At 64.8% G+C, this 2338-nt stretch carries 3 protein-coding genes; all 3 read right to left on the bottom strand.

All coding sequences use genetic code 11. From position 1 onward, the window contains the following. Positions 1 to 198: c-type cytochrome biogenesis protein CcmI (gene ccmI / locus MOV74_RS36185; protein ID WP_246932066.1), on the bottom strand; the 198-nt coding region annotated here is incomplete at its 3' end. Positions 199 to 329: 131 nt separating this feature from the next. Then, complete coding sequence (locus MOV74_RS36180; RefSeq protein WP_246932067.1) at positions 330 to 599, bottom strand: hypothetical protein; 270 nt, start codon at positions 597 to 599, stop codon at positions 330 to 332. 100 nt (positions 600 to 699) lie between these two features. Beyond that, on the bottom strand, positions 700 to 2100 hold the full coding sequence (locus tag MOV74_RS36175) for a hypothetical protein (RefSeq protein ID WP_246932064.1): 1401 nt from the start codon (positions 2098 to 2100) through the stop codon (positions 700 to 702). Positions 2101 to 2338: the final 238 nt, after the last annotated feature.

Here is a 2338-nt window from a genome sequence, read left to right as displayed (position 1 = left end):
GATCTCGACGCGCGCCGCCTCGGCGTCCGGCGCGGGGATCGAGCCTGCGGCGAGATCACGCTCGATCTCGGCCAACTGGTCCTTGTAAACCGCGACCTCGCTGCCCTGGTCTTGCGCGCGTCCGTTGCGGCCAAGCGGCAAGAGCACGGCGAAAATCGCCGCGACCGTCATCAGCGCGAACACGAACCATAGCGTCATCTGGCAAGCTTCCGGCAGCGCACGAACCGCGCCCATAGGTGGCTTTACACCACGGCCGGACGATGCGGCAATTGACAATTGTCAATTCGGCGCGACCGCACACAGTCCCGAAACGGTGAAAATCCAACGGCTTAGCCGATTTCGAACTCCGCGCTTTGCGCGGCGTCTTCGCCATGCCCGTTGAAGGCCTTCAGGAAGTATGTTCCCGGCTGGACTGCATCCGGCAATCTGATGCGCAGCGCACCGACCGGAACCGGAGATGCAACCCTCGTGATCGTCTCGGACAGTTGCCGACCGCTCGCCTTCTCGACCACCACCACCTTGGCGCCGACCATCAGTCTTTGATACTTGGCAACAATGACGCGGTTCTCAATTTCGATGGAGCTGATAACGGGTTTCATGCGCCCACAAATGGAAGTTCCCCGGACTTGCACGGGAACCGTACGGCGCGCAACCGGCACCGTCAACCACAAATTGTGATCACGAAAATATGCGCTTGGGTCAGCTCGCGCGCGACGATTTGCGCTCGCCGGTCGCTGCGTTCTCCGCGGCCCGGCTCATCAGCGAGGCGTAATCGTCGCCGAACAGCACCTGGCAGAAGCGGATCGCGGCCTGCACCTGCTGTTGCCGATAGGTGCGGACCTTGTGATCGGCGGCGCGCAGCGACTGCACCAATTGCTCGGTCGAGCGCTCGACATATTGCTGAAGGTCGGAATAGGTGCGCAGCGTCACTTCGTTGATCGCAAGCTCGCTCGCATAGTTGCGGCAGGTCGCGACGAAATCGATCAGCGCCGCGGTTTCCTCCACCTCGGTGCCGTCGATCCGCGCCCCCGGCGGAATGTCCTTCTCGGCTCGCTGGCGCAGGATGCGGCGAACGCGGCCGGGAACGCTGTCGATCTCGGATTGCAAGGCATTGGAGATGTCGGCCCGGATCGAGGTCAACTGCTTGCCCCAGGCGGAATCGTTGCGCAGGTCGAGCTCGGTGCGCAGGCCGCGTATGCCGTCGTGCAACGCCTTGAGATTGCCGGCAACGTTGTCGAAATGGCCGCGCTTGATGTCCATGCGCAGGGTGGCGGCAACACAGGACAGATCGTGCAGCGCGATCGTGACGGCGACGCCGTAGGGCGTCGCCGCGACGCGGATCTCGTCGTCGGACGCAGCAATCTTGATGGCGAGGCGAATGATCTGCCACGGGGCGGTCATCCGCTGCACCACGGTCGACAGCGCGAAGGGCAGCATCTGCGGGGTCTGGAGCACCGGAATGTTGAGCGCCGACGTCACCGAGGCGATCTGGGAATCGCCGAAAGCGCGCAGGGTGCGCGGCAGCTTCTCGTTCAGGCTGGCGATGGCCTCCCGGACCTGAAGCAACGCTCCGATCGAATAGAGGTCCTCGATCACGTTGGGCGGGCCGACCCGGGCCAGCGCGCGCGACTTGTCGCCGCCGCCGGGACCCGTCAGCTCGAAAATGGCGTCCGCAGCCACCGCTTGGAGCTTCGAGGCCAGCGCTTCGACCTGCCCTGCACTGTCTGCCGGCATGCGGGCCAGCGCCGCCTCGAATTCCTTCACCTTGTCCGGGGCGCCGTCGCGGCCGAGCCATTGCCAGATCGGATGCAGCGAGGAGCGGCGGATCTGCCCGACCCGGGTCGGGGCGCCCGCCTCGACCAGGAACGGTTCCAACACCTGGAACAGCAGCCGCGACAGATCGTCCGTCCGCGGCGGCACAGCCTCGTCGGCTTCGGTCTTACGGACGATCTTGCGCAACTGATCGAGTACGAGGGTCGCGACAGCCGTGTCCTGGCCGCGCTCCAGCGCGCGCTCGAACTCCCGCATCAGCAGGGCCTGCGCCTGCGGCGGGAGCTGCGCGAGATATTCCCTCAGCCGCTCGATCGATGTCTGGCTCATGCGCCCGGGTAATGCACGGTAAAATGGCGGACATGGGATTGCGTCCGGGCGCGATCATAGGAGGGCCCACTTAAGAAGCCGTTTAGGAAGTCGGACGGAATCCCTCCGGTTGGCTTTGGCCGGGACTTGGCGAAGACGAAAAAGCACGTCGGAACAAGGGATTATACTCCCGGAAGGAGCAGGTCGGCGCGCAGGCCGCCGGTCGGCGCGCCGCCGAGCGAGAGGCTGCCGCCATAGA

Origin of the sequence: Bradyrhizobium sp. SHOUNA76 (assembly GCF_023006445.1) — a bacterium.
Taxonomy (GTDB): Bacteria; Pseudomonadota; Alphaproteobacteria; order Rhizobiales; family Xanthobacteraceae; genus Bradyrhizobium.
This window is presented reverse-complemented; position numbering and strand designations above follow the sequence as displayed.

Excerpts from the sequence above, each read along its gene's own strand:
- MOV74_RS36180 (WP_246932067.1), bottom strand. The coding sequence starts at position 599 with ATGAAACCCGTTATCAGCTCCATCGAAATTGAGAACCGCGTCATTGTT.
- MOV74_RS36175 (WP_246932064.1), bottom strand. The coding sequence starts at position 2,100 with ATGAGCCAGACATCGATCGAGCGGCTGAGGGAATATCTCGCGCAGCTC.